Below are 25,425 nucleotides of genomic sequence, written 5' to 3'. Positions count from 1 at the left end.
GGCGCACGCGTCAGAGCCGGACGTCGCGGGCGCCCGCGACGACGGCCTGGCCCAGGCTGACGCCGCCGTCGTTGGGCGGCACCCGCCCGTGCGTCAGCACGTGGAAGCCGTCCTCCTCCAGGAGGGCGGCGGCCCGCACGAGCAACAGCGCGTTCTGGAACACGCCCCCGGAGAGCGCGACCGTGGACGGCCCGCCCGCCCGCCTGACCCGGGCGCAGCCCTCGGCGACGATCCGCGCGACCGTGTTGTGGAACCTGGCGGAGACCACCCCGGTCTCCGTGCCCGCCCGGACGTCCTCGGCGACCGCCGCGACCAGGTCGGTCCCGTGGACGACGAAGGGGGCCGAACCCGTCAGGCGGAAGCCGTAACGGCCCGTCTCCGCCGGGTCGGCGAGCCGTTCCCACTCGATCGCCGCCTGCCCCTCGTAGCCGATGACGTCCCGGACGCCCGCGACCGAGGCCACCGCGTCGAACAGCCTGCCCGCGCTCGACGTCAGGGGGGCGTTCACCCCGCGCCTGCCGAGCGCCAGGACCCCCTCCCAGGCCTCGGCGTTGCGCCGTACGACGTCCAGGTCACCGGGTACGGCACCGCCGTACGCCGCGTCGAGGTAGGCGGCGGCCATCCGCCACGGCTGCCTGACCGCCGCCGCCCCGCCGGGCATCGGCACCGTGGCCAGATGACCCGCCCGCTCGAAGGAGACCAGGTCGGCCACCAGGAACTCCCCGCCCCACAGCGTCGCGTCCGGACCGTAGCCGAGCCCGTCGAAGGCCACCCCGATCACCGGCCCCGCGACCCCGTTGTCGGCCAGGCACGAGGCCACGTGCGCGTGGTGGTGCTGTACCGCCACCGGGCGGGCCCCCGCGAGAGGCCCCTCAAGGGCGAGCGCGTACTTGGTCGACAGGTACTCCGGGTGCAGGTCGTGGGCCACCACCTCGGGGACGACGTCGAACAGCCGCAGGAAGTGGCCGACCCCTTCGGTGAAGGACCGGAACGTCTCGTAGTTCTCCAGGTCGCCGATGTGGTGGGAGACGAAGGCGTGGGCGCCCCTGGCCACGCAGAAGGTGTGCTTCAGCTCCGCGCCGCAGGCCAGCACGGGCCCGGGCAGGGCGCGGGCGAGCGGCAGCGGGCGCGGGGCGTACCCCCGGGAGCGCCGCAGCGGCAGCTCACGGCCCCGCAGGACCCGCACGACCGAGTCGTCGGTGCGCGTGTGGATCGGCCGGTCGTGGACGAGGAAGGCGTCGGCGACCCCGCCCAGGCGGGCCAGCGCGTCCTCGTCGCGGTAGGCGATCGGCTCGTCGGAGACGTTGCCGCTGGTGAGCACCATGGGCGCGTCCAGGCCGCGCAGCAGCAGGTGGTGCAGCGGGGTGTAGGGCAGCATCACCCCGAGCCACCGGTCCCCGGGCCTCTCACCGGAAGGGCCGCCGGAGGGGGCCACGGAGGGGGCGACGAGACGGGTGCTCTCCTCGCGCCCGCGCAGCAGCACGATCGGGCGCGCCCCCGAGGTGAGCAGCCGCTCCTCCGCCTCGTCCACCTCGCACAGCAGCCGCGCCGCCGCCAGGCCGGCCACCATCACCGCGAAGGGCTTCTCCATCCGGTGCTTCCTGGAACGCAGCGCCGCGACGGCGGGCTCGCGGGAGGCGAGGGCGGCCAGGTGGTAACCGCCAAGCCCCTTGACCGCGAGCACCCCGCCGCCGCGCAGCAGCCGTACGGCCTCCTCGACCGGGTCGCCCGGCAGCGGGCCGCCCGCGGGGCCGAGCAACCGCAGCCGGGGGCCGCAGACCGGGCAGCACACCGGCTGGGCGTGGAAGCGCCGGTCCGCCGGGTCGTGGTACTCCCGCGCGCAGTCCGCGCACATGGCGAAGCCCGCCATCGTGGTGTTCGGCCTGTCGTAGGGGACGTCCCGCACGATCGTGAACCGGGGCCCGCAGTTGGTGCAGTTGACGAAGGCGTAGCCGTACCGCCGGTCCGCCGGGTCGTCCATCTCGCGCAGGCAGTCGTCGCAGGTGGCCACGTCGGGGGAGACGAGCGTCCGCCGCGGCCCGCCCCCGGAGCTGCCCGCGATGGCGAAGCGCGTCTCACCCGTCGCCGTCGCGGGCCGCGCGCTGACCCGTTCGACGGTGGCCAGCGGCGGCGGGCTCGCGCTGAGCGCCGCGGTGAACTCCGCCACGAGGGCCGGAGCCCCCTCGACCTCGATGAACACCCCGCGTTCGTCGTTGCCGACCAGCCCGCCGAGGCCGAGCCGCACCGCCAGGCCGTACACGAAGGGGCGGAAGCCGACTCCCTGCACGACGCCCTCGACCCTGATCACGGAACGCACACGGGTGATCACCCGATCATTGTCGGCCGGGCGCGCGGGAGGCCGCAACGAGGCGCGCCCCGCGCACCCGCCCCGGTACGGACTCCCGCACGGCCCCCGGCTCACAGTGTGTCGTCGCGGACCTTCGCGAACAGGCGCGACGCGGCGGCGCGGTCCCAGTCGAGCCTCATGGGATCCACGGCGGACGGGCGGACGGGCACCGTGAGGAACTCGACGGAGCCGGGGGCCGTCCCGTCCAGGCTCTCGGCGATCGCCCGCAGCGTCGCCAGGTCGAGCCCGCGATCCGCCTTGACCGATTTCGCGGCCTCGCCGAGGAAGGCGGCGAGGCGGACGGGGTCCGACGTCAGGCCCGCGGCCTTGCGCGCCAGGGACGCCATGAACCGTTGCTGACGGCTGATCCGCTCAAGGTCGGAGCCGTCGCCCAGGCTGTAGCGTACCCGCACGTAGCCGAGCGCCTGGTCGCCGTTGAGCACCTGTCTGCCCTTGGGGAGCCGTACCTTCGCCTGCCGGTCCTCGACCGGGGAGGGCAGGGTGACCTCGATCCCTCCGATGGCGTCGACCATGCCCTTGAAGCCGGAGAAGTCCACCTCGACCGCGTGGTCGACGCGGACCCCGGTCAGGGTCTCGACCCGCTTCCAGAGGCAGGCCATGCCGCCTTCGGCGAAGGAGGCGTTGATCATTTCGATCCTCGCGGGAACGGTCTTGCCCGCCGGACTCGAACAGGGGGGAACCAGGACCATCGAGTCCCTGGGGATGCTGATGACGGAGACCCGCTCGCGGTCGGCGGACAGGTGCACCAGGAGCAGTGTGTCGGCGCGCGCGGCGTTCGCCCTGGGGTCCCCGACGTCCTCCCCGCGGCTCCTCCTGGCCCCCGCCTGGCCGTCGGTCCCGGCGACCAGCACGTTGATCGCCTCGTTCGCCTTGACCGGGCGCGCCCCCACCGGGGAGGGCACCTCGTGGCCCCGCAGCAGCAGGTTCGGGACGACGAGCACGGCGGCGGTGGCCGCGGCGGCCAGGGCGAGCATCACCGCGCCGCGCGCACCGGGCCTGCGCGGCCATCGGCGTCCACGTCTCCCGCCGTCCAGGGAGCCGAGCAGGCGTCGCCGCTGGCCGTCGAGCGCGGCGGCGGACGGTTCGTGCTCCAGTTCGCCGCCGAGGGCGCGGAGCGTCGTCAGGTCGTCCATGGTCACTCCTCCTCGTGCATCGGGTTGGTCTCGCCGAGCGCCGCGCGTATCCTCCTGCGGGCCCTGTTCAGCCGGGAGCGCACGGTGCCGACCGGGACACCGAGGGAGCGGGCGGTCTCCTCGTACGACAGGTCGCCCCAGGCGATCAGCAACAGGACGTCACGGTCCCTGGGCGGCAGCCCCGCGAGCGCCTCCGCGAGCACGGGCCTGCAGGCCAGGGCGGTGACCTCGGCGGCCACCCGGTCGGCCGGGTTCTCGACCACGCCCTCCCCGGGGCTGCGCCGCAGCGCACGGTACCTGGCGGCCTCGGTGCGGTGATGCCTGGAGAGGAGTTTGGTCACGATGCCGAACAGCCAGGGACGGGCGTCGGCGTAGGCCAGGTCGTAGCGTCTCCTGCGGTCGAAGGCGACCAGGAACGTCTCACCGACCAGGTCCTCGGCCGTCTCGGGGCCGAGCCTGCGGGAGACGTACCGGTAGAGCATGCCGGCGTAGCGGTCGAACAGCGCGGCGAACGCCTCAGGACGTGTCCAGGACTCGCGTACCAGGTCGCGGTCACACGTGCCGGTCGTGGGCGGTGCGGTCATCGTCGGCACCATGGCATCGGGCCGGCCTTTCCGTAGGGGCAGGGGTCGGCGATGTCTTGCCACAACCCCCCGATCGGGTTCACGCCCCGCTCCCGGGCCTCGGAGCGGGACTCCTCTACAGTTCCGGCCATGACAACGCAGAAGTATCTGTCGGACCTGTTCTCACTGGACGGCAGGGTCGCCGTGGTGACCGGCGGGAGTTCCGGCATCGGCCGCTGCATCGCGGGGGCGCTGGCACGGGCCGGGGCGGCCGTCGTGGTCGTGGCGCGCAGGCCGGAGGAACTGGCCGCCACGACCGCCGAGCTTGAGGCCGACGGCTGCCGCGTCGCCTGGGTCAGCGCCGACCTGAGCACCCGCGAGGGCGTGCGCGCCGCGGCGGAGGAGGCGGTGAAGGCGTTCGGGGAGCCCGACATCCTCGTCAACAGCGCCGGGATCAACCAGCGTCCCCCCATGGGGGAGCTGGGCGAGGACGTGTGGGACATCACCATGGCCGTCAACCTGGAGGCGCCCTACCTGCTGGGGCAGCGCTTCGGGCCGGGCATGGCGGAACGGGGGTTCGGCCGGATCATCCACATCAGCTCCCAGCAGGCGCACCGGGCCTTCGTGCAGAGCGGCGCCTACGGCGTCTCCAAGGGAGGGCTCGAATCGCTGTCACGCTCCCAGGCCGAGGCGTGGTCGCCGTACGGCGTCACCTGCAACACGCTCGTGCCCGGGTTCGTGATGACGCCGCTCAACGCGCGGCTGTCGTCCGACCCCGAGCGGGTCGCCGCGCTGGCCGCGCGGACGATGGTCGGCCGCAACGGCCTGGCGGAGGACTTCGCGGGCGCGGCGGTCTTCCTGGCGAGCCGCGCCTCGGCGTACGTCACCGGGCAGTCGATCTTCGTGGACGGCGGGCTCTCCGTCCACTGAGCGGGGCCTCAGGGACCGACGAGGCAGAACTCGTTGCCCTCGGGGTCGAGCATCACCTGGAAGACGCCCGCCGCGTCGCGCACCGGCCCGCCGCAACGGCGGCCGCCGAGGCTCAGCGCGCCCTCCGCAGCCGCGACGACGTCCTCGACGGCGACGTCCAGGTGGAGCCGGTTCTTGCCCGCCTTGGCCTCGGGAACCCGCTGGAAGGCCATCCTGAGCCCGCCCGGGGGGTCGAGACTGGACCAGGCGGGGTCCCGGTGCACCGGGACCCCGCCGAGCAGACGGCTCCAGAACACGGCGAGCGTCTCGGGGCGGGCGCAGTCGACGACGAGCTGACTCTGGCGGGCGGTCATCCGCCGATCGTACGGCCCGCCCGGGGCGGGCGGGCCGTGCCCCGGGCCCCTATCCGGCGACGGCGGGGCCGGGGGCCTGGGCGTCCGCCCGGCCCAGGGGGCGCCAGGCGACGGCCAGGACGACGAGCATCGTCCCGGCGGCGATCCAGAACGGCGCCGTGATCCCCAGCGCGTGGGCGACGACACCGCCGAGCAGCGAGCCGAGGGCGGCGCCGCTGACGTCGAGCAGCGCGTACGCGCTGGTGACCCGTCCGAGGAGGCCGCCGGGCACCGCCCGCTGGCGCAGCGTCACGACGATCACCCCCCACACCATCGCGTGTGTGCCGAAGACCACCAGGATGGCCGCGGCCACCCACGGCCGCGTGGTCAGGGCGAGGACGAGATGGGTCGCCGCCTCGATGAGCAGCCCGGCGCGCAGCAGCGCGGTCGCGCCGAACCGCGACCACAACCGGCCCGCCGTCAGCGTGCCGAGCAGGCCGCCGGCGGCGAAGGCGGTCAGCAGCAGGCCGTACCCCACCTCCGACAGGCCCAGACGTTGCCGGGCGTACAGCACGAAGACCGCGAAGGCCCCGCAGAACATCAGGTTGCCCACCCCCATGCTCAGCGCCAGGGTCCGCAGTAACCGGTGCCGCCACAGCCGGCGCACCCCCTCGGCGATGTCGGCGCGCAGACCGCCGCTCGGCCCGGGAGGGGAGGCGAGAGGCAGGGGCCGCATGGCGGACACCAGGGCGGCGGCCACCACGAAGGTCAGCGCGTCGAAACCGAACGGCAGCGCGGCCGAGACGGTGAACAGCCATCCGCCGAGCGGTTTGGCCGCGAACTGGTTGCCGACGGTGAAGGTGGCCATCAGCCGTGTGTTCGCCCCGGCCAGCAGCTCCGGCGCGACGACGGCGGGAAGCAGGGCGGCCGAGGCGGTGTCGGCGACGGTCTCCGCCGTGCCGAGCAGGAAGAAGACGACGTAGACGAGGGGAACGGTCAGCGCCCCCGCCGCGATGACGGCGCAGAGCGTCCCCAGGGCGAGGGCGCGGACCAGGTTGACGGCGACGATCAGCCGCCGCCGGTCGAGCCGGTCCACATAGGCGCCGCTGACCAGGGAGAACAGCACCCATGGGAGCTGCTGGGCCAGGACGGCGCCCGCGACGAGGACGGGGTCGTCGCTCAGTGAGGCGACAAGGAGGGGACCGGCCGTCAGGGTGACCCCGTCGCCGACGTTGGAGACGGCGGAGGCGGTCCAGAGTTTGCCGAAGTCCGCGCCGAGACGCGCGGACGTGCGAGCACGCAAAAGAGCTCCTCGGAAGGAAGGAACGATCGGGGAAAAGGTGATCGTTCCGGGGCGAGGAGCACGGACCGCCGCGACCGGGACCGCGCGCGGGCGGCCTCAGGTCAGGACGACGGGACGGGTCCCCGCGCCGGAACCTGGAAGGCGGCCTCGTCGAAGCTCATGCGGAACCTCCGTCGTGTGGGCGGTCTCTGGGCGGATGTTACCTCTCGGCGGGGGGCGGTGGAATTGATCGGTTACCCGTGATGTTCGATGGGTCGACAGGCACATCACGCGACTGCGGAGGTTCCCGTGGGAAAGCTGAACGACGACGCCAAGGCCCTGCTCAGCCAGCCCATTCACGGCTGGGTGACCACCCTGCGCCCTGACGGCTCGCTGCACAGCACCGTCGTCTGGGTGGACGTCGACGGAGACGACGTCATCTTCAACACCGCGGTCGGCCGCGCCAAGGAGCGCCACCTGCGCGACAACCCGCAGGTCTCGGTGAGCGTGCTCGACCCGAAGGACGCCTTCCACCTGGTGAGCGTCTCCGGTGTCGCCGAGTTCGAGCTCGACGGCGCCGACGAGGTCATCGACGGCCTGGCCAACAAGTACCTCGGGGTGGAGACCTACCCCTACCGCCAGCCGGGCGAGCAGCGCGTCACCGTCAGGATCAGGCCCGAGCAGGTCATCTACAGCGGGGGCAGCTGACGCCCGTCACGGGGAGCGCGCGGCCGTCGGTAGTCTGCTGCGAACCACACACCGCGACCCTGGAGGCATGACGGATGGAAGCAAGCGGCGAGGGCACGGCGAGGCAGATCACGTTCGTGGGTGAGCCGGTGCTGCACCGCCCGTGCCAGGACGTGACCGGCTTCGACGAGGAGCTGGCCGCGCTCGTGGCCGACATGTTCGCCAGCATGTACGCCGCGGAGGGAGTCGGCCTGGCCGCCAACCAGATCGGCGTGCCGCTGCGGGTGTTCGTCTACGACTGCCCGGACGAGACCGAGGAGTACCGCAAGGGCGTCGTGGTCAACCCGACCCTGGTGCTGCCCGGTCACGGTGAGCGGAACCTGGACGACTACGACGAGGGCTGTCTGTCCGTTCCCGGGCAGCGGGCCAGCCTGGCCAGGCCGGACCGGGCGGTGGTGCACGGGTTCGACGTCACCGGCGCCCCGATCACGGTCGAGGGCACCGGGCTGCTCGCCCGCTGCCTGCAGCACGAGACCGACCACCTGGACGGCATGCTGTACATCGACAGGCTCCCCGCCGAGCGTCGTCAGCAGCTCCTCGCGGCCTACAAGGCGTCCAAGGAGACGGCCGACGAGGCGGCGGGGGAACAGGCGTCCGCGGCGGAGTGAGTCCCGGGCCCGGTGGAGCCGGTCCTCCGCCGGGCCGGCCTCCCGGCTAGCATGTCGCCCCGTAGACAGCAGCCATGGGGAGGGACAGCCGGTGTTGACGGATCGCGAGGACGGTTTCCACGCCTTCTGGCGGGAGTACCACCTGTGCACGCTGACCACGCTGCGGGCCGACGGCACGCCGCACGTCATCCCGGTCGGCGTGACGCTGGACGCCGAGGCCGGGATCGCCCGGGTGATCACCTCGGACGGCTCGCGCAAGGTCCGCCACATCGAGGCCGCCGGGGACGGCGGCGCGCGCGTCGCCGTCTGCCAGGTCGACGGCGGGCGCTGGTCGACGCTGGAGGGCAGCGCGGTCATCCGCAGGGACCCCGGCTCGATCGCCGAGGGCGTGCGCCGCTACGCCGAGCGCTACCGGCAGCCCAGGGAGAACCCCTCCCGCGTCGTGATCGAGATCCGCGTCACCCGAGTTCTCGGAAATGTCTGACCGGATAACCGTCGTCGGCGTCGGAGCCGACGGCTGGGCCGGTCTGTCCCCGGAGGCACGCGAGGAGCTGCTCGCCGCCGAGGTGCTGATGGGCAGCGCCAGGCAACTCGCCCTGATCCCCGCCGGTACGGCCGAGCGCGTCACCTGGCCGTCGCCGCTGCTGCCCGCGCTGCCCGGCCTGATCGAGGCCGGTCGCGGGCGCGCGGTGTGCGTGCTGGCCAGCGGCGACCCCATGTTCCACGGCATCGGCACGACGCTGGTGCGGCTGCTCGGCGCCGGACGGGTCAGGGTGCTGCCGTCCCCCTCCTCGGTCTCGCTGGCCTGCGCCAGGCTCGGCTGGGCCGCCGACCGCGTCGAGGTGGTCAGCCTCGTGAGGCGTCCCGCCGAGGCCGTGCACACCGCCGTCCACGACGGGCGCAGGGTGCTCGTCCTCAGCGCCGACGGCCGCACCCCGGCCCGGGTCGCCGCGCTGCTCACCGCCCGTGGCTACGGCGCGAGCCCGATGACCGTCCTGGAACGGCTCGGCGGTGAGGCCGAACGCCTGGTCTCCGGTACGGCGGGCGGCTGGTCCCTGACCGAGGCCGACGACCTCAACGTCGTGGCCGTCGAGTGCGTGGCCGCGCCGGGGACCGTCCCGCTGCCGGTCCTGCCCGGCCTGCCCGACGAGGCGTTCGAGCACGACGGCCAGCTCACCAAGCGCGAGGTGCGGGCGGTCACCATGTCCCGGCTCGCGCCCGTCCCCGGCGAACTGCTGTGGGACGTCGGCGCCGGGGCGGGCAGCCTCGCGATCGAGTGGATGCGCGCCCACCCGGAGAACCGGGCGATCGCCGTCGAGAGGGACGGCGACCGGGCCGGGCGGCTCACCCGCAACGCCTTCGCCCTCGGCGTGCCCGGCCTGAACGTGGTGACCGGCGCCGCCCCCGGCGCGCTCGGCGGGCTCACGGCCCCGGACGCCGTCTTCGTCGGCGGCGCGGTGAGCGTCCCCGGCGTGATCGATGCCTGCTGGCGGGCGCTGCGGCCCGGCGGCAGGCTGGTGGCCAACGCGGTGACCGTCGAGTCGGAGACCACGGTCGCCGCCTGGCACGCCAGGATCGGCGGCTCCCACAGCGAGATGGTCAGGCTCGCGGTCAGCAGGGCCGCCCCGGTCGGTGGTTTCACCGGCTGGCGGCCCATGATGCCGGTGACGATCTGGACGGCGGTCAAACCCGCCGGGACACAGGAGGAACGGTGACGGTGCGGTTCGTCGGGGCGGGGCCGGGGGCCGCCGACCTCATCACCCTGCGGGGGCAGCGGGTGATCGCCGCCTCACCGGTGTGCCTGTACGCGGGCTCCCTGGTCCCGGAGGCCCTGCTGGAGTGCTGCCCGCCGGGCGCGCGCCTCGTCGACACCGCGAGGATGGCCCTCGACGAGATCGTGGCCGAGATGCTCGCCGCCCACGAGGCGGGGCACGACGTGGCCAGGCTGCACTCGGGGGACCCCTCGGTCTACAGCGCGATGGCCGAGCAGATGCGGCGCCTGGACGCCGAGGGCGTGCCGTACGAGGTGGTTCCCGGGGTGCCCGCCTTCGCCGCCGCGGCGGCGTCGCTGAAGCGGGAGCTGACCGTGCCCGGCGTCGGCCAGACGGTGGTGCTCACCCGTACCTCGGCGCGGGCGACCCCCATGCCGGAGGGGGAGGACCTGGACACCCTCGGCAGGTCGGGGGCGACGATGGTCCTGCACCTGGCCGTGCAGCGCGCCGAGGAGGTCGTGGCGGAGCTGGTCCCCAGGTACGGCCTCGACTGCCCGGTGGCCGTGGTGGCCAGGGCCAGCAGGGACGACGAGGTGATCCTGCGCGGCACGCTCGCCGACATCGCCGGGCAGGTCCGCGCCGCGGGCGTCGTGCGCACCGCGGTGATCGTGGTCGGCAGGGTGCTGACCGCCTCGGAGTTCCCCGACAGCCACCTGTACTCCGCGGCCCGCTGCCGTGACTGACCCGGGCACGCTGAACGTCCTGGTGCTCGGCGGCACCGACGAGGCGAGAAGACTGGCCGCCGCGCTCGCCGACCGGCCGGGGACGCGTGTGATCTCCTCCCTGGCCGGGCGGGTCCGTGACCCCAGGCTGCCGGTCGGGGAGGTGCGCGAGGGCGGCTTCGGCGGACCCGCCGGACTCAGGGCCTGGATCGAGGAGAACGGGATCGGCGTCGTCGTCGACGCCACCCACCCCTTCGCCGCCAGGATGACCGCGTCCGCGGCCGAGGCGGCGGGTCTGGCCGGGGTGCCGCTGCTGATCCTGCGGCGGCCCGGCTGGCGGCAGGGGCCGGGAGACGACTGGCGCTGGACGCCCTCCCTTGAGGCCGCCGCCGAGTCGCTGCCCGGCCTGGGCCGCAGGGTCTTCCTGACCACGGGCCGGCGCAGCCTGCCGGTCTTCGCGGGCCTGGACGACCTGTGGTTCCTGGCCCGCTCCGTCGACCCGCCCCAGCCGCCGCTGCCGCGCAACCTCCAGGTGCTGCTCAGCCGGGGGCCGTTCACCGTCGAGGGGGAACTCGACCTCATGCGGGACAACCGCGTCGAGGTGGTGGTCACCAAGGACAGCGGCGGCCGGATGACGACCGCCAAACTGTTCGCCGCCCGCGAGCTCGGGCTGCCCGTCGTCGTCGTGCGCCGCCCCGCCGTACCCGGCGGGGTCCCGGCGGCCGAGACGGTCGAGCAGGCCACGGCGTGGCTGGACGCCGTGGCGGGCGGTCAGGCGGGATAGCGGCGGGGGGTGAAGACCACCCGCCTCCCGTCCTTCCTTTCGGCGACCCTGGTGGTCGAGGAGCCGACCAGCAGCAGGCAGCGCATGTCGACCGTGGCCGGGTCGAGGTCGCCGAGGGTGGTGACGGTCAGGCTCTCCCCGGCGCCGCCGACGTCACGGCCGACGACCACGGGCGTGTCCGGCGAGCGGTGTTCGAGCAGCAGGTCCCTGGCCGCCGCGACCTGCCAGGTGCGGCTCCTGGAGGCCGGGTTGTAGATCGCCAGGACCAGGTCGGCCCGCGCGGCGGCGCTGATCCTGTCCGCGACGACCTCCCACGGCTTGAGCAGGTCGGACAGCGACAGCACGCAGTAGTCGTGGCCGAGCGGCGCCCCGACCCGGCTGGCCACCGCGTGCGCCGCGGTCAGGCCGGGCAGCACCCGCACCGCGACGTCGGCGAACCTCGGCTCGCAGGAGACCTCAAGCACCGCGCTGGCCATCGCGAACACCCCGGGGTCGCCGGAGGAGACCACCGCGACCCGCGCCCCGGCCGCGGCCAGTTCGAGGGCGTGCGCCGCCCGTTCGGCCTCCACCCGGTTGTCCGTCGGGTGACGGCGCTGGCGCGGGTTCGGCGGGACGCGGTCCAGGTAGGGGCCGTACCCGACGAGGTCGTCGGCGGCGGCCAGCGCCTCCTGAGCCTCCGGCGTCAGCCAGGGCCGCCCGGCGGGCCCGAGCCCGACCACGACGACCTCGCCGCCCTGGACGCGCTCCGGGGCCCGGCTCTCACCGTGGGTGCCGGGAAGGCCGGAGTTGACCGGGCTCGGCACCAGCGCCAGCGAGAAGTACGGCACGCTGTCCGGGTCCACCTCGGCGAGCGGGGCCAGGCGCTGCGCGCCGGTGGTCGCGCGCTCCACGTACCACGCCTCGTCGAGACGGCCCGCCTCGGCCAGCGCGTCGCGAACCTTGGTGAAGGTACGGCCGAGCTTGAGGATCGCCGCGGAGTCGGTCGCGGCCAGGCGTTCGGCGATGACCTCGGCGGGCAACGTGCCGGGAAGCACCGTCAGGACCTCGTCCCGCTCGACCAGCGGCCTGCCGAGCACGGCCGCGGCGCCGCTCACCGACGTCACCCCGGGCACGACCTCGGTGACGTAGCGGTGGGCCAGCCGCTTGTGCATGTGCATGTAGGAGCCGTAGAAGAGCGGGTCGCCCTCGCACAGCACGACCACGTCGCGGCCCGCGTCCAGGTGGGCGGCCAGCCGCAGCGCGCAGTCGGCGTAGAAGTCGTCGATGGCGCCCTGGTAGCCGCCGGGGTGGTCGGTGGTCTCCGTGGTGAGCGGGTAGATCAGCGCCTCCTCGATCTGCCCCTCCCGCAGGTACGGCGCCGCCACCGAGCGGGCGATGCTCCTGCCGTGGCGGGCGCTGTGGTAGGCGATGACGTCCGCCTCCCCGATGAGCCTGGCCGCCTTGACGGTCACCAGTTCCGGGTCTCCCGGGCCGAGCCCGACGCCCCTGAGCCGTCCCGCTGACGTGTCGTTCACTCGACCTCACTCGCGATCGCGTTGACCGCGGCGGCGGCCATCGCACTCCCACCCCGGCGCCCGTGCACGACCAGGTACTCCAGACCCGCCGGATGCCCGGCGAGCGCCTGCTTCGACTCGGCGGCGCCGATGAAACCCACCGGCACGCCGAGCACGGCGGCGGGCCGTCCCGCCCCCTCCTCGACCATCTCCAGCAGCCTGAACAGCGCGGTCGGCGCGTTGCCGATCGCGACGACCGCCCCTTCGAGACGGTCGCGCCACAGTTCGAGGGCGGCCGCGCTGCGGGTGGTGCCGAGCCGTACGGCCAGCTCGGGCACGCCGGGCTCACCCAGCGTGCAGAGCACCTCGTTGCCCGCGGGCAGGCGGCGCCGGGTCACCCCCGAGGCGACCATCATCGCGTCGCACAGCACGGGTGCCCCCGCGCGCAGGGCCGCCCTGGCCGAGGCGACCACGCCCGGCGACCAGCCGAGGTCGGCGACCAGGTCCACCATCCCGCAGGCGTGGATCATGCGGACCGCCACCTGGGCGACGTCCGGCGGCAGGCCGTCCAGGTCGCTCTCGGCGCGGATGGTGGCGAAGGAACGCCGGTAGATCTCCGCGCCGTCCCGGACGTAGTCGGTCACGTTTCCCCTCTCAGAGCCGCCACGGCGGCCGTGGTCTCCTTGGTGTCCGCGCAGTTCAGGCCGCTTTCCGGGCCACTGTTCAAGCCGCTGTCCAAGCCGCTGTCCTCCAGGAGGACCCGGTAGCCGGTCGTGGTCGCGACCACGTCGACGGCCCGTCCTCGCGGGCGGCCGCAACGTCGTTCGCAGCCCGCCCAGTGCACCGGGAGCGTACCGGGGCGGGCGGGGACGGCCGAGGGCGGGTCGCTCTCGGCCGCGATCCAGCGGGCGGCGTCGGCCCGCACGTCGGCCAGTGACTTCGCGCAGCCGGGCCGTCCCGCGCAGGCCGTCACACCCGTCCACGGCGAGGCCGGGTCGAGGACCAGCCCGGCGGCGACGAGCCGCCCGGCGACCTCGGAGAGAGCGGCCGGGGACAGGCCGGGCAGGACGACGCCGCGCCACGGCGTCAGCCGTACCTCCTCGACGGCCAGGCCGGCCAGCAGGGCGGCCTGGGCGGAGGTCAGCCGCCCCAGCGGCGCCGTGACGCCGAGCGTGTTCAGGCCTGAGGGCTGTTCGACGGTCCCGACGGGCCCGTGGGAGGGCGCCGGGACGGGGTCCCGCCGTACGGGGGCGGAGGTCGTCTCCAGGGTGGCCGCGACCCGGGCGGCGACGCGCTCCGCGCAGCCGGGCAGTTCGCCGATCCGCCACACACGGCCCTCCCGCACCCCGGGCTCGGTCAGGAACGCCTCGGCGGCGGTCAGCAGCGCGGCGACCGCCGATCCCGGTGGCATCCGCAGGCCGCTGTCGGCCTCGGCCAGCAGCAACGCCACCTCGCCGGGGCCGGTCGGCAGGATCGCGGCGTCCGCCCCGAGCCAGGCCACGTCGCCCCGGCCGTCGTCGAGCGCGAACAGGAACCGCCCCGGCAGGCCGGCGAGCGCGGGCGTGCCGCACAGGCGCAGGTCGAGCTCACGGGTCAGCGGTCCCACGTCGAGAATCCCCCGGCCGTCGAGGCCGCTCAGCGGTGAGGCCAGGACGTTGCGGACCCGTTCGTGGGTGGCCGAGGGCAGCAGCCCCGCCTGTGCCATGCGGGCCGCGAAGGCGTCCCCGGCGCCCAGTCCGCGCACCTGGACGTTCGCCCGGGAGGTCAGCTCGATGACGCCGTTGCCGCAGGTCTCGGCGGCCGAGGCCAGCTCGCGCAGCTGCGGGGCCGTCAGGCGCCCTCCGGGCACTCTGACGCGCGCCAGGCCGCCGTCGGCCGCGGAATGCACCTGGAGCGCCCCCGGGCACGCGTCGGGATGAGATCGTCCGGAGAAGTGACCTTTTGACACGCTGAGGATGGTAACTCCAGTTTCTTGCGGGGACCTCGCTGCCGTAGTCTCATCGTTGGCGACGGCAAAAGGGAGGAAGCCGGTGTGAATCCGGCGCGGTCCCGCCACTGTAACCGGGGAGCGAACCCCATCCAGCCACGGTCCGGCAACGGGCGGGAAGGCCGGGGGGAGCATCGATCCGGGAGCCAGGAGACTCCAGCCGTCGTAGCCGACGACGACCCGGGGCGAGGACCCCGAGGGAGGAAAGCCCTGTGCGCTGTTCGCCGTTCCCCAGCCGCAAGCCCGCACCGCCGTTCACGGCCGCGCCGCTCCCCGCCGGGGAGCGTGGCGAATGATCCTCCTGCTCTCCACCTCCGACACCGACCTGCTCAGCGCCCGCGCCAGCGGCGCGGACTACCGGCTCGGCAATCCCGCCAGGCTCACCGCGGGGGACCTGCCTCCCCTCGTCGAGGGCGCCGACCTGGTCGTCGTACGGCTGCTCGGCGGGCGCCGCGCCTGGGAGGAGGGCCTGGACGCCCTGCTCGCCGGGCCGCTGCCCGTCGTCGTGCTCGGCGGCGAGCAGGCGCCGGACGCCGAGCTGATGGAACTGTCGACCGTGCCCGGCGGGGTGTGCGCCGAGGCGCACGCCTACCTCGCCCACGGCGGGGCCGCCAACCTCGCCGAACTGGGCCGCTTCCTGTCGGACACGCTGCTGCTGACCGGCCACGGCTTCGCCCCGCCCGCCCCGACGCCCGCCTGGGGCGCGCTCGAACGCCGGGCGCGCCGCGAGGAGGGCCCGGTCGTCGGCGTGCTCTACTACCGCGCCCACCACGTCGCGGGCAACACCGCCTTCGTCGAGACGCTCTGCGCCGCGATCGAGGACGCGGGCGCCCGCGCGCTGCCCGTCTACTGCGCCTCCCTGCGCAGCGCCGAGCAGGGCCTGCTCGACACCCTGGGCACGGTCGACGCCCTGGTGGTGACCGTGCTGGCCGCGGGCGGCACCCGCCCGGCCACCGCGTCCGCGGGCGGCGACGACGAGGCCTGGGACGTCGGCGCGCTCGCCGAACTCGACGTGCCGATCCTGCAGGGCCTGTGCCTGACCGGCGGCAGGGCCGCCTGGGAGGCCAACGACGACGGCCTCTCCCCGCTCGACGCGGCGACCCAGGTGGCGATCCCCGAGTTCGACGGGCGGATCATCACGGTGCCGTTCTCCTTCAAGGAGATCGACGGGGACGGCCTGACCGTCTACGTCGCCGACCCCGAGCGGGCCTCCCGCGTGGCGGGCATCGCCGTACGGCACGCCGTCCTGCGGCACGTCCCGCCCGCAGAGCGGCGGATCGTGCTGATGCTGTCGGCCTACCCGACCAAGCACTCCAGGATCGGCAACGCCGTCGGCCTCGACACCCCGGCGAGCCTGGTGCGGCTGCTTGCCGCGATGCGCGAGCACGGCTACGACATCGGCGCCGAGGACGAACTGCCCGGCGTCACCGGGCAGGACGGCGACGCGCTGATCCACGCCCTCATCGCCGCCGGAGGCCAGGACCCCGACTGGCTCACCGAGGAACGGCTCGCGGGCAACCCGGTGCGGATCAAGGCCTCCCGCTACGCCGCGTGGTTCGCCACGCTGCCCGAGGACCTGCGGGCCTCGGTCGAGGAGCACTGGGGACCCCCGCCCGGTGAACTGTTCGTCGACACCTCCGCCGACCCGGACGGTGAGATCGTGCTGGCCGCGCTGCGCGCGGGCAACGTCGTCGTCATGGTGCAGCCGCCCCGGGGGTTCGGCGAGAACCCCATCGCCATCTACCACGACCCCGACCTGCCGCCCAGCCACCACTACCTGGCCGCCTACCGCTGGCTGTCCGACGGCTTCGGCGCGCACGCCGTGGTGCACGTCGGCAAGCACGGCAACCTGGAGTGGCTGCCCGGCAAGTCGGCGGGCCTGTCGGCCTCCTGCGGCCCCGACGCCGCCCTCGGGGACCTGCCGCTGATCTACCCGTTCCTGGTCAACGACCCCGGCGAGGGCACCCAGGCCAAGCGCCGCGCCCACGCCACGCTGGTCGACCACCTCGTCCCGCCGATGGCCCGCGCCGACACCTACGGCGACATGGCCAGGCTTGAACAGCTCCTCGACGAGCACGCCTCCATCGCCGCGATGGACCCGGCCAAGCTGCCCGCGATCCGGGCGCAGATCTGGACGCTGATCCAGGCCGCCAGGCTCGACCACGACCTCGGCATCGAGGACCGTCCGCACGACGCCGAGTTCGACGACTTCCTGCTGCACGTGGACGGCTGGCTGTGCGAGGTCAAGGACGTCCAGATCCGCGACGGCCTGCACGTGCTCGGCGCGGCCCCGCAGGGTGCCGTCCGCGTCGACCTGGTGCTGGCCATCCTGCGCGCCCGCCAGATGTGGGCGGGCGGCATGGCGCTGCCCGGCCTGCGCGAGGCGCTCGGCCTGCGTGAGGACGGCACCGCCGGGCGCCTGGGCGTCGACGAGGCGGAGGCCGAGGCCAGGTCACTGGTCGAGGCGATGGAGGAACGCGGCTGGGACCCGGCCGCCACGGCCGAGGTCGCCGCGTCCGTGACGGGCGGCGACCGGGAGCAGGTCGGGCGTGTCCTGCGGTTCGCGGCCGAGGAGGTCGTCCCCAGGCTGGCGCGCACCGTGGACGAGATCGGCGCGATCCTGCACGCCCTCGACGGCGGCTACGTCCCGGCGGGACCGAGCGGGTCGCCGCTGCGCGGGCTGGTCAACGTGCTGCCGACCGGCCGCAACTTCTACTCGGTCGACCCGAAGGCCGTGCCGAGCAGGCTGGCCTGGGAGACCGGGCAGGCGATGGCCGAATCACTCCTCGAACGCTACCGCTCCGAGCACGGCGACTGGCCGCGCTCGGTCGGCCTGTCGGTGTGGGGCACCAGCGCCATGCGCACCGCAGGGGACGACGTGGCCGAGGTGCTGGCGCTGCTGGGCGTGCGCCCGGTGTGGGACGAGGCGTCGCGGCGGGTCACCGGCCTTGAGGCGATCCCCGCCGGGGAACTGGGCAGGCCCAGGATCGACGTGACCGTCCGCATCAGCGGCTTCTTCAGGGACGCCTTCCCGCACGTGGTCGCCCTGCTCGACGACGCCGTACGGCTGGCCGCCGGGCTGGACGAACCGGACGAGGACAACTACGTCAGGGCGCACGTGCTGGCCGACACCCGTGAGCACGGCGACGAGCGCAGGGCGACCATGCGCATCTTCGGCTCCCGTCCCGGGGCGTACGGCGCCGGGCTGCTGCCGCTGATCGACAGCCGCAACTGGCGCGACGACGCCGACCTGGCCGAGGTGTACGCCGTGTGGGGCGGCTTCGCCTACGGAAGGGGTGTCGAAGGGGTCCCGGCCAGGCAGGACATGGAGGCCGCCTACCGGCGGATCGCGGTCGCGGCCAAGAACGTCGACACCCGCGAGCACGACATCGCCGACTCCGACGACTACTTCCAGTACCACGGCGGCATGGTCGCCACCGTCAGGGCGCTCACCGGCAGGGCCCCCGCCGCCTACGTCGGCGACAGCACCCGCCCCGACGCGGTCCGCACCAGGACCCTGTCCGAGGAGACCTCCAGGATCTTCCGCGCCCGGGTGGTCAACCCGCGCTGGCTGGCCGCCATGCGCAGGCACGGCTACAAGGGCGCCTTCGAGCTGGCCGCGACCGTCGACTACCTGTTCGGCTACGACGCCACCACCGGGGTCGTGGCCGACTGGATGTACGACAAGCTCGCCGCGACCTACGTGCTCGACCCGGAGAACCAGGCGTTCCTGTCCGAGTCCAACCCGTGGGCGTTGCACGGCATCGCCGAACGCCTGCTTGAGGCGGCGGGCCGGGGCATGTGGGAACACCCCGACCCGGACGTCCTGCGCGAGCTGCGGGAGGTCTACCTCGCATCGGAGGGGGACCTGGAGGACGGCGCCTGACCGGTCCCCTCCCGAGGAGTCAGGAACGGCGGCCGAACCAGCGGCGCCTCTTCGCCGGTCCGGCCGTCGGGGCCGCGAAGCCGCCCAGCGGCGGGACCGTCGGCGCGCAGTCGTCCAGGGCGACCGGGTCACCCATCGCGACCACGATCCTGCGGCCGCCCCGGAACGCCTCACGGGCGTGCGCCGACAGGATGTTGTCCACGATCAGGACGTCGCCCGGCCGCCACGTCTCCCTGACCGTCGCCCGCCGGTAGGCCTCGTCGATCGTCTCCACGTCCTGCCTGGAGATCGGCTCGCCGTCGCCGTAGGCCGTGTTGAAGGGCAGGTTGTCGTGTCCGAGGTCCTCAAGGAACACCTCACGCACCTCCGGGTCGAGCGCCCACTCGTTCCAGAAGACCGTGTGGTTGAACCACACCTCCTCCCCGGTCCCCGGGTGGCGGATGGTCGCCGAGCGGCGCTGCGTCGTCCGCAGCCTGTCGCCGTCCAGCCACTCGTGGGCGATGTGGTTGGCCGCGCAGTACGCGGCGACCTCGTCCCTGTCCTCGGTGCCGAAGGCGGTGCGCCAGCCGAGGCTGATGTGGTCGCCGTAGTTGCGCACCAGGGACCAGCCGTGCGCGCGGAACCGGTCGGCGAGCGGCGCCGGGATGTCCCCGAGCACCTTGCGCACGTCGGTCACCGGGGTCGCGCCCCCCTGGTCGGGGGCGACCAGGCAGCCGAACATCAGCAGCCCGGGGAAGCTGAGCGCGTAGCTGTTCTCGTTGTGCGGGCGGATCGCCTGGGACGGCGGCAGGTCCGTCGAGGAGTAGACGTCCTTGCCGAAGTGGCTGCGCGGGGTGGCCTTCTCCACATACCCGGCGGGCCTGGAGACCAGGGCGTCACGCACCTCGGCGAAGTCCTCGACCCCCGTGAGCGGCAGCCCCCGCAGGTAGAGGGCGCCGTGGACGTCCAGGCCCGCCCTGAGGGCCTGACGGTTCTCCCGCAGCCACTCGCAGGTCTCCCTCAGACCGGTCCCCTGGGCGTCGGCCGCGGCGGGGCGGCCGTCCTCGACCTCCCAGGCGATGGTGGTGTTCACGATGCGCGCGTCCTTTCGAGTTCTTCGATGCCGACGAGGTCGTCGGGCCTGGCGTCGGGCACGTCGTCGTCGAAACGCGCCAGGGTCCTGATCCGGAGGCCCGCGACCGTCAGCAGGGCGATGCCGAGCCCGCACAGCAGGTAGAGCAGCCCGATGCCGCGTCCCGGCCCGGTGCCGATCACCACGCCGAGGGTGCCGGCGAGCGGGCCGCCCGCGGCGAGCAGCGGGTCGAGGAGGGGGGCGGCGAGCGGGGCGATGACGCCGAAGCCGATCGGTGTGGTCGCCGCGGCGATCATGGTGTTGACCGCGATGACGCGCCCCTGGAAGCGGTAGGGCACCTTCACCTGGATGATCGTCATGATGACGCCGTTGATCAGCGCCAGCGCGTAGGACATGCCGAAGGCCCCGGCTCCGATCAGCCAGAGGTTGGGCCGCAGCCCGATCAGCAGTCCCGAGACCGCCATCAGCGTCGTGGTGAGGATCACGCCGCGCAGCCTGCGGTGGGTCGGGCCGCCCCACAGGCTCATGGTGACGCCGCCGGCGACCGCGCCCGCTCCGGCCGCGACCGCCATGGCACCGGCGGCGGTCAGCGAGGAGAAGGACAGCACGAGCGGCGAGACCATGACGAACATGGGCGCCAGGAACAGGTTCACCCCGGCGAAGAGGGCGAGCATGGCCCGGAAGCTCCGGTGCCCCAGCGAGAACCGGAAACCGTTGGCGATCTCCGCGGACATCGGCTCACGGCGGCGCAGCCCCAGCGTGGTGGGGAACCTGACGAACAGCACCACGACGACGGCGAAGACGTAGGCCGCCACCTGGATGGTCAGGATGCCCTCAAGGCCGATGGCGGCCAGCAGGCCGACCGCGACGAGCGGGACGAGGAACTGGGCGGTGCCGATCGCCAGCTGCACGATGCCGTTGGCGTGCCCGAGGTAGCGTTTCGGCACCAGCTGCGGGATCGACGCCTGGTAGGCGAGCCGCTGGAAGGTCGCGGAGACCGAGACGACCGCTATCAGCACGTACAGCGGGGCGACCGTGAGCCCGCCGGTGAGCAGCAGGGCGAGCATCGCCGCCTGGGCCAGCCCCGAGCACAGGTCACCGGCGATCATCACCCGCCGCCGGTCGTGACGGTCGACCACGGCGCCCGCCAGCGGCGCGACGCAGATTCCCGGCACCAGGGCGAGCAGGGCGATGAGCCCGAAGTGGACCAGGGACCCGGTGACCGTGTAGATCCAGATCGGCACCGCGAACTCGGTCAGCGCCGACCCGGTCAGCGAGACCAGCTGCCCGAGCGCGACGGCCAGGAAGCGGCGCACGTCCGGCTCCCGCTCCCGCCGTACGGCGGCCCGCCGCGTCACGGAGTCCTGCAGCCACCAGGTGCCGCCCGCCTCCCGCGAGTGCTCCCGGCGCCAGGCCTCGTCGGCGGTGTGGGTGCCCGTCAGGATCTGGGCCAGCTCACCGGCGCGGTACTTGGGGAAGAAGTGGCCCGCCTCGTCGATGACGACCAGCGAGGCCGACTCGGACACGAAGCACCACTCCTTGAAGCGCTCCTGGTAGAACTCGGTGCCCGGGTCGCGTTCGCCGACGACCGAGATGACCGGCGCCCGCAGCCGCGGCTGCTCGGCGGCCAGGATCCGCGTGTAGTACTCCTCGGCCATCCGGCCGTCCTCACGCATCAGCTCGACGGTGAAGGCCACCTGCTCCTCGTCGAGTCCGGACACGTCGCCGCCGATGGCGCGCAGTTCGGCCGCGACCCTCCTGGTGCCCTGCAGCCGGTCGTTGATGAGGCTGCTGAGCGGGCCGAGGAGACGGCCCCTCGGCTTGGCGAAGGGGAAGATGCCGCCCAGGTAGAGGGCGTCGAGCTCACGGCCGGACGCCTCGACGTGGCGGGCCAGTTCGATGGCCAGGGCGCTGCCGGGCGCGCAGTGCCCGTAGATCACGACGGGGCCCCGGACGCGTTCGGCGATCTCCTCGGCGCAGAGCCTGGCCACCTCCTCGAAGGGCAGCTGCCCCTCCTCGCCCGGCTCGCGCCCCGGCGCGGCGACCGCGTAGAGGGAGTAACCGGCGGGCATCGCGTCGGCGAGCGTCTGGTAGACGACCGCGTTCGCGCCGCCGTACGGCACGCAGATGACGGAGCCGACCCGGTCCTCGGGGGAGACCGGGCGGGTCAGCTCGGCCAGGACGCGGCGCGGCGCGGCGGCCCCGGCCCGGCGTTCGGTGACGAGCGTGGCGAGGGCGGCGACCGTGGGGTGGGTGAACATCTCCAGCACGCCGATCGGCGGCCTGCTCTCCGGGAAGGCCTTGCGCATCCTGGCCACGACCTGGGTGGCCAGCAACGAGTGGCCGCCGAGCTCGAAGAAGTCGTCGCCGGTGCCGACCCGTTCGAGGTCGAGGACGCCCGCCCAGATGGCGGCGACGGCCTCCTCCGTCGGATCGGCCGGGGCGGTGTAGCCGGGCCGCAGGTCGGGCCGTTCCGGCTCCGGGTCGGGCAGCGCCGCGCGGTCCACCTTGCCGTGCGCCTGGAGCGGGAGCCGGTCGAGCCAGACGAACCGGCCGGGGACCATGTACTCGGGGAGCCGGTCGAGCAGGAACGCCCGCAGCTCGGCGGCGCCGGTCTCCGGCGCGTCCGGTTCCCGTTCGAGCCACGCGACGAGACGGTCGCCGCGCAGCCCGGCCACACCCTGGACGACGCCGGGCAGGGCGCCAAGCGCCGCCTCGACCTCGCCGGGCTCGACCCGGTAGCCGCGGATCTTCATCTGGTGGTCGGCCCGGCCGAGGAAGTCGAGGCGCCCGCCGGGGAGCCACCGGACGAGGTCGCCGGTGCGGTACATGCGCGCGCCCGGCTCGCCGTACGGGTCGGCGACGAAGCGTTCCGCGGTGAGGCCCGGCCTGCCGAGATAACCCCTGGCCAGGGTGTCGCCGCCGACGTAGAGCTCACCGGCGGCCCCCGGCGGCACCGGGCGCAGCGCCCGGTCGAGCACGTAGACGCGGGCGTCGGGGAAGGGGCGGCCGACGGGCCAGGCCGTACCGCCGGACAGGGCCGACGGGTCCACCCGCTCGCCGGTCACCGCGACGACCGTCTCGGTCGGGCCGTAGCTGTTGAAGATCGCGCAGCCCGCGCGGGAGGCCAGGTCACGGACCCAGGCGGCCGGGGACGCCTCACCCGCCAGGACGAGCGCCCGGCGCGGCAGCAGCCGTTCCGGCTCGACCTCCGCGCCGAGCGCGGCCAGGTGGGAGGGCGTCATCTTCAGATAGTCGAGGCCCCGCACGGCCTCGGCCAGTTCGGGCCCGGAACCGCGGCGGGGCAGCTGGTGCAGGGTTCCGCCGCCGGTGAGCGGCAGGTGGAACATCAGCATGCTGAAGTCGAAGGCGAGCGACTGGAGCAGGCCGAAGGTGGCGCCGGGCACGATGTCGTACTCCTGGCGGATGTACTCCAGGTAGGCCACGATGTGCCGGTGCTGGACGCCGACCCCCTTGGGCCGCCCGGTCGTGCCGGAGGTGTAGATCACGTAGGCGAGGTCGCCGGGGCCCGCCACCGGTTCGAGCGGCGTGTCGTCGCCCGGGCCGTCCAGCCGGTCCATTTCGACGACCGGGCCGGTGAAACCGCTCGCCCGCTCGCGCAGCGCCGAGTCGGTGACCAGCAGCACGGCCGAGGCGTCGGCGAGCAGAAGGTCCATCCGTTCACGCGGCTGCTCGGGGTCGAGCGGCAGGTAGGCGCCGCCCGCCTTGAGCACCGCGAGGATCGCGACGGCGGCCTCCACGGTCTCGTCGAGACAGATCGCCACCCGCGTGTCGGGGCCGGTACCGAGCTCCCGCAGCCGCCTGGCCAGCCGGTTGGCCCGGCTGTGCAGTTCGGCGAAGGTCAGCGACCGTTCCCCGGCGACGAGGGCGAGCGCGTCCGGGGTCCGCGCCGCCTGCGCCTCGGCCATCTCGCCGAGCGTGCGATGCTGCGGCCGCCAGGTACGGGTGCCCGCCCACTCGCCGAGCAGCGTGCGCCGCTCCCGCTCGCCGAGCAGGTCCACCTCGGACAGGCGCAGCGCGGGATCGGCCGCGGCCTGCCGCAGGAAGCGCCGCATCGAGTGTTCGACACGCTCGACGGTCACGGCCTCGAACAGGTCGGTCCGGTAGGTGATGAAACCGCTCAGCCCCTCGGGGGTCTCGCTGACGTACAGCGCCAGGTCGAACTGGGTGGCGCGCAGCCGCAGGTCGAACGGGCTCACCTCAAGCCCCGCGACGGTCGTCTCACGGACCGCCCGGTCGACCAGCGTGAACGTCGCCTGGAAGACCGCGGACCGGCCGGGGTCCCGCTCGACCCGCAGGTCGTTGACCAGCCGGTGGAAGGGGTAGTCCTGGTGCGCCAGCGCGCCCAGCACGGTCTGCCTGGTCTCGCGCAGGTGCTCGGCCACGGTCGGGTCCGCCCCGGTACGGCCGCGCAGGGTCACCATGTTGACGAAGGCGCCGACCACCCCCTCAAGCTCCCGGTAGGGCCGTCCGGCCACCGGCGAGCCGATCGCGAAGTCGTCCTGGCCCGCGTGCCGGGCGAGCACCGCGTGGTAGGCCGCCAGCAGGGTCATGTAGAGCGTGACGGAGTGCGCCCTGCCCAGCTCGCGTACGGTCTCGGTCAGCTCGGCGTCCCAGGTGAAGGAGTGGGCCGCGCCCTCGAACCGCTGCTCGGGAGGCCGGGGACGGTCGGTCGGCAGCTCCAGGTCGGGCAGCCCGGCCAGTTCCGCGCGCCAGAAGGCGCCGTCGGCCTCGGCCGCGGGCCCGGCCAGCCGCTCCCGCTCCCAGACGGCGAAGTCGCCGAACTGCACGGCCGGGCCCGGCGGCGGACCGGGGGTGCCCTCACGCAGCCCGCCGTACAGGGCGAGCAGCTCACCCGTCATGATCTCCAGCGACCGGCCGTCGCTCACGATGTGGTGGACGAGGAGCATGAGCACGTGGTCGCCGGGCCCGACGCGGACCAGCGACGTCCGCAGCGGCGCGTCGCTCGTCAGGTCGAACGGCCGGGCCGCCTCCGCGCCGAGGATCTCGGCCGCCCGCTCCACGTCCTCCGCCTCGGTGACCTCAAGCGTGACGGGCCACGGCTCGTCGACGACGACCCTCGGCCGCCCGTCCTGGGTGGCGGGGAAACGCATCCGCAGCGCCTCGTGCCCGGCCACCAGCGCGGTCAGAGCCTCGGCGAGCAGCGCGACGTCCAGCTCCCCCTTCAGGCGCATGGCGACGGGAAGCGTGTAGGCGACGTTCCCCGGGGCGAGCTGCTCCATGAACCACAGCCGCTCCTGCCCGCTGGACGGTGGCGGTTCGGTCCCCGGAGGACGGGGCAGGACGGTCGCGCTCCCCGCCCGCCCGCGCAGTCGCTGTGACAGCAGGGCGCGTTTGTCGGCGGTGAGGGCGCCGGCACGCTCCGACAGCTGGTCGGTCATCAGGCGGTTCTTCCTTCTATGTCGTTGATGAGCAGCGCCTCGACGGTGTCGGCCAGCCGTTCGACCGTGGGGTCGGTGAAGACCGCGTTGACCGGTATCTCCAGGTCCACGGCCGCCCTGATCCTGGCGGCGACCCGGATGGCCAGCAGCGAGTTGCCGCCGAGGGCGAAGAAGTCGTCGCGCACGCCGATCCGCTCGACCCCGAGCACCTCGGCCCAGACCTCCGCGACCAGCTCCTCGGCCTCGGTCCTCGGCCCCTGTTCCTCCTCGGCCGCCTCCCCCCGCACGGGGGCGGGCAGGGCGTCGCGGTCGACTTTGCCGTTGTGGTTGAGGGGGAGGGTGTCGAGGATGACGAGGGCGGTGGGGACCATGTAGGCGGGCAG

General features: G+C 74.0%; 19 protein-coding genes and 1 riboswitch. Of the genes, 8 read left to right on the top strand and 11 right to left on the bottom strand.

Annotated features, from left to right (window positions below; genetic code table 11):
• Positions 1 to 10: 10 nt before the first annotated feature.
• The 3 genes from hypF to ABT340_RS41735 form a co-directional block, all read right to left on the bottom strand.
• Complete coding sequence (gene hypF / locus ABT340_RS41745) at positions 11 to 2,329, bottom strand: carbamoyltransferase HypF (RefSeq protein WP_352016495.1); 2,319 nt, start codon at positions 2,327 to 2,329, stop codon at positions 11 to 13.
• Positions 2,330 to 2,418: 89 nt separating this feature from the next.
• Complete coding sequence (locus ABT340_RS41740; RefSeq protein WP_352016494.1) at positions 2,419 to 3,501, bottom strand: LCP family protein; 1,083 nt, start codon at positions 3,499 to 3,501, stop codon at positions 2,419 to 2,421.
• 2 nt (positions 3,502 to 3,503) lie between these two features.
• On the bottom strand, positions 3,504 to 4,085 hold the full coding sequence (locus ABT340_RS41735; protein ID WP_352016493.1) for an RNA polymerase sigma factor: 582 nt from the start codon (positions 4,083 to 4,085) through the stop codon (positions 3,504 to 3,506).
• Positions 4,086 to 4,214: 129 nt separating this feature from the next.
• On the opposite strand from ABT340_RS41735, the gene ABT340_RS41730 reads away from it, so the two are divergent.
• A complete protein-coding gene (locus tag ABT340_RS41730; protein WP_352016492.1) occupies positions 4,215 to 4,994 on the top strand; it encodes an SDR family NAD(P)-dependent oxidoreductase in 780 nt (259 codons plus the stop codon).
• 8 nt (positions 4,995 to 5,002) lie between these two features.
• On the opposite strand, the gene ABT340_RS41725 is transcribed toward ABT340_RS41730, so the two are convergent.
• Together ABT340_RS41725 and ABT340_RS41720 are read right to left on the bottom strand one after the other, a co-directional pair.
• The gene (locus ABT340_RS41725) at positions 5,003 to 5,347 is read right to left on the bottom strand and encodes a VOC family protein (protein WP_352016491.1); all 345 of its coding nucleotides are present in this window, start codon (positions 5,345 to 5,347) and stop codon (positions 5,003 to 5,005) included.
• Positions 5,348 to 5,396: 49 nt separating this feature from the next.
• The gene (locus ABT340_RS41720) at positions 5,397 to 6,629 is read right to left on the bottom strand and encodes an MFS transporter (protein WP_352016490.1); all 1,233 of its coding nucleotides are present in this window, start codon (positions 6,627 to 6,629) and stop codon (positions 5,397 to 5,399) included.
• 288 nt (positions 6,630 to 6,917) lie between these two features.
• Here ABT340_RS41720 and ABT340_RS41715 point away from each other — a divergent pair, with 288 nt between their 5' ends.
• The 6 genes from ABT340_RS41715 (at position 6,918) to ABT340_RS41690 (ending at position 11,181) form a co-directional block, all read left to right on the top strand.
• Entirely contained in the window at positions 6,918 to 7,316 is a 399-nt protein-coding gene (locus ABT340_RS41715) for a TIGR03618 family F420-dependent PPOX class oxidoreductase (RefSeq protein WP_352016489.1), read from the top strand.
• Between the two features lie 74 nt (positions 7,317 to 7,390).
• On the top strand, positions 7,391 to 7,963 hold the full coding sequence (gene def / locus ABT340_RS41710; RefSeq protein ID WP_352016488.1) for a peptide deformylase: 573 nt from the start codon (positions 7,391 to 7,393) through the stop codon (positions 7,961 to 7,963).
• Positions 7,964 to 8,054: 91 nt separating this feature from the next.
• A complete protein-coding gene (locus ABT340_RS41705; RefSeq protein ID WP_352016487.1) occupies positions 8,055 to 8,447 on the top strand; it encodes a pyridoxamine 5'-phosphate oxidase family protein in 393 nt (130 codons plus the stop codon).
• Positions 8,440 to 9,678 (top strand): precorrin-6y C5,15-methyltransferase (decarboxylating) subunit CbiE, encoded by a 1,239-nt coding sequence (gene cbiE / locus ABT340_RS41700; protein WP_352016486.1) that lies wholly within the window; start codon positions 8,440 to 8,442, stop codon positions 9,676 to 9,678. The genes ABT340_RS41705 and cbiE overlap by 8 nt, the downstream gene beginning before the upstream one ends.
• Positions 9,675 to 10,418: a precorrin-4 C(11)-methyltransferase gene (gene cobM, locus ABT340_RS41695; protein WP_352016485.1), complete on the top strand. Its 744-nt coding sequence runs from the start codon at positions 9,675 to 9,677 to the stop codon at positions 10,416 to 10,418. The genes cbiE and cobM overlap by 4 nt, the downstream gene beginning before the upstream one ends.
• Positions 10,411 to 11,181: a cobalt-precorrin-6A reductase gene (locus ABT340_RS41690; protein WP_352016484.1), complete on the top strand. Its 771-nt coding sequence runs from the start codon at positions 10,411 to 10,413 to the stop codon at positions 11,179 to 11,181. Before cobM ends, ABT340_RS41690 begins: the two co-directional genes overlap by 8 nt.
• On the opposite strand, the gene ABT340_RS41685 is transcribed toward ABT340_RS41690, so the two are convergent.
• The 3 genes from ABT340_RS41685 to cobG are packed head-to-tail and all read right to left on the bottom strand — an operon-like array spanning position 11,169 to position 14,622.
• Entirely contained in the window at positions 11,169 to 12,695 is a 1,527-nt protein-coding gene (locus ABT340_RS41685; RefSeq protein WP_352016483.1) for a precorrin-2 C(20)-methyltransferase, read from the bottom strand. The genes ABT340_RS41690 and ABT340_RS41685 overlap by 13 nt on opposite strands.
• Positions 12,692 to 13,318, bottom strand: coding sequence for a precorrin-8X methylmutase (locus ABT340_RS41680; RefSeq protein ID WP_352016482.1), 627 nt, complete (start codon positions 13,316 to 13,318; stop codon positions 12,692 to 12,694). Before ABT340_RS41680 ends, ABT340_RS41685 begins: the two co-directional genes overlap by 4 nt.
• Positions 13,315 to 14,622, bottom strand: a complete 1,308-nt coding sequence (gene cobG, locus ABT340_RS41675; RefSeq protein WP_352016481.1) for a precorrin-3B synthase — start codon at positions 14,620 to 14,622, stop codon at positions 13,315 to 13,317. The genes ABT340_RS41680 and cobG overlap by 4 nt, the downstream gene beginning before the upstream one ends.
• Positions 14,623 to 14,641: 19 nt before the next feature.
• A riboswitch (cobalamin riboswitch) is annotated at positions 14,642 to 14,840 on the top strand.
• 113 nt (positions 14,841 to 14,953) lie between these two features.
• Here cobG and cobN point away from each other — a divergent pair.
• Positions 14,954 to 18,547 carry a cobaltochelatase subunit CobN gene (gene cobN / locus ABT340_RS41670; RefSeq protein ID WP_352016480.1) on the top strand — a complete coding sequence of 1,198 codons (3,594 nt, stop codon included), beginning with the start codon at positions 14,954 to 14,956 and terminating at the stop codon, positions 18,545 to 18,547.
• A 19-nt stretch (positions 18,548 to 18,566) separates the two neighbouring features.
• Here the strand turns inward: cobN and ABT340_RS41665 are convergent, their stop codons facing one another.
• The 3 genes from ABT340_RS41665 to ABT340_RS41655 form a co-directional block, all read right to left on the bottom strand.
• Positions 18,567 to 19,619 (bottom strand): TauD/TfdA family dioxygenase, encoded by a 1,053-nt coding sequence (locus ABT340_RS41665; RefSeq protein ID WP_352016479.1) that lies wholly within the window; start codon positions 19,617 to 19,619, stop codon positions 18,567 to 18,569.
• Positions 19,616 to 25,042, bottom strand: a complete 5,427-nt coding sequence (locus ABT340_RS41660; protein WP_352016478.1) for a non-ribosomal peptide synthetase/MFS transporter — start codon at positions 25,040 to 25,042, stop codon at positions 19,616 to 19,618. The genes ABT340_RS41665 and ABT340_RS41660 overlap by 4 nt, the downstream gene beginning before the upstream one ends.
• On the bottom strand, positions 25,042 to 25,425 hold a 384-nt coding region (locus ABT340_RS41655; protein ID WP_352016477.1), incomplete at its 5' end, for a phosphopantetheine-binding protein. The genes ABT340_RS41660 and ABT340_RS41655, both read right to left, overlap by 1 nt.

This window comes from Streptosporangium sp. NPDC000239 (genome assembly GCF_040300765.1).
GTDB lineage: Bacteria > Actinomycetota > Actinomycetes > Streptosporangiales > Streptosporangiaceae > Streptosporangium.
This window is presented reverse-complemented; position numbering and strand designations above follow the sequence as displayed.